The organism is Streptomyces sp. NPDC055966 (assembly GCF_042269865.1).
Taxonomy (GTDB): domain Bacteria; phylum Actinomycetota; class Actinomycetes; order Streptomycetales; family Streptomycetaceae; genus Streptomyces.
Map to the genome: position 1 here is coordinate 7,501 of NZ_JBHJYK010000063.1, position 1,657 is coordinate 9,157.

The 1,657-nt window shown below is 41.6% G+C and carries 2 protein-coding genes (1 of these 2 cut by a window edge); both read right to left on the reverse strand.

Features of this window, described 5'->3' with window-relative positions; translation table 11 throughout:
* On the reverse strand, window positions 1-603 hold the 5' portion of the coding sequence (locus ACFC8N_RS48455) for a ParA family protein (RefSeq protein WP_376296051.1). It extends 195 nt beyond the left edge of the window; the window shows 603 of its 798 coding nt (coding positions 1-603); its start codon is at window positions 601-603; the stop codon falls past the left edge of the window.
* Window positions 604-740: 137 nt separating this feature from the next.
* A partial coding sequence (locus ACFC8N_RS48460; RefSeq protein WP_376296052.1) for a replication initiation protein occupies window positions 741-1,657 on the reverse strand: 917 nt, incomplete at its 5' end.

Here is a 1,657-nt window from a genome sequence, read left to right on the forward strand (position 1 = left end):
TCGCCTTACATCATTCATCGTGCGCAGCACGCCGATCGCCTGAGTATTTCTCTTTCCGAATTCATTGGCTCCATGGATAGAATCCATGAAATTCGGGATAGCTGAATAGCACCAATTTGAACATTCGAATAAAACAACCACGTATTCACTGGCACACAGTGCATTTGTTGTCTGTTCGCTTAAGGAGGGAGGAGTATCAATAACGATAAAATCGTATCTGTCCCTGACGGACTTCAAAGCATGATCTAAGACAGAACTTGGATTCCCGCTAAAAGGGATCGTATCGCCTTTATATGTTTTTCCCGTATACAGCCAGCGCGGGAAAGTTGCCAAAAAGTTGTTGGCAGGCAGAAGATCGAGGTGATCGTTGATATTCAGTATGTAGCCCTCAACATTATCTTCCTGCATCGCTTCCAGCACGGACTTGCCCATATACTCATTTGAAGGCTGCTCAGACAGAAGCTCTGTAAGGTTGCCCTGTGAGTCCATATCCACTGCAAGGACCCTATATCCATTTCTGCTCAACAAGTGCGCGAGAATGCCGGTTGTGGTGGATTTTCCGCAGCCTCCCTTTTGAATTCCCATTGTAATAGTAATCGCCATCCCTTTATCACCCTTTCTTCTTTTATTTTTTTCTTCTAACGTTGTTTTCTTCTTTTCTTCTTTTCTTCCTTTCTTCTAACGTTGTTTTCTTCTTATTTTATACGATGCCTTTGTCATCCAATTAAAAAAGGCACTCATTAATGGGTGCCTTTTTTTAATTTCTTAAGTTGCTTTTCGAACTTACGCTTGCGCTTTTCTAGCTCCTCTACTGAATCACTTTCAGCCTCCGGCTCCTGAATTTGCAGAACTTCAAATAATTCTTCTTTAATTTCTTCAAATGTAACTGCTGCTGATTCATGATCCAATTTCAGTACTTCCTCCATTTTTTCAATGGACTTTTCCCGTATATACCAAGCAGGCAGTACTTCTTTTGATTTTCTGAAGTCAGATACTAAGCGTATAAGGATGTCTTCTGATTCATCATTATCCTTGTTTGCTGCCTTTAAGACCTTGGTTATGTATCCGACGGGGTTTTCGATGTCCTTGCGGTCCTGTATTTTCTCCAGGAGGCTCATTACATTGTCCTGTCCATGCTTTTCCCATGAAAGAATGACTTCGTCCGTTAACCTTACCCCCATCTTTAAGCCGAGTTTTTTCACTTTCTCTATAAACGTATCGGCAAATTCCTGCAAATGATTTTGAAGCAGGTCCAATTGATCAGGTTTTCCATTGCTTCCTGAAGTAATGAAAAATTTGATTTTATCCACTCTTCGTCCTGTCCTGATTTCTTCTATTTCAAAGGATATATCCGTTTTAGCCTTCAATTCCTTCTGGGCTGGTACAAGAACACGCTGCTTAAAGTTTCCGTATGCAGGATAGATATCCTCAGCCCCGAGCATTTTGCGCAGGTCCTTCAGGTAAAAGGATCTTTCCTTCAGTCTTTCATATTGCTTCAGTAATTCATATATCCTTATGGCGTAGGAGCTTTTCAGCTTCACCACATTCTCAAGTTTGTAGCTTGTGAATTCCCTTTTCAGCTGAAGCAGGTACGGCCGCAGGAAGGGATCATACCTTATGTCTACAGTTCCTTCCTTTTCGTTATACGGTACATAGC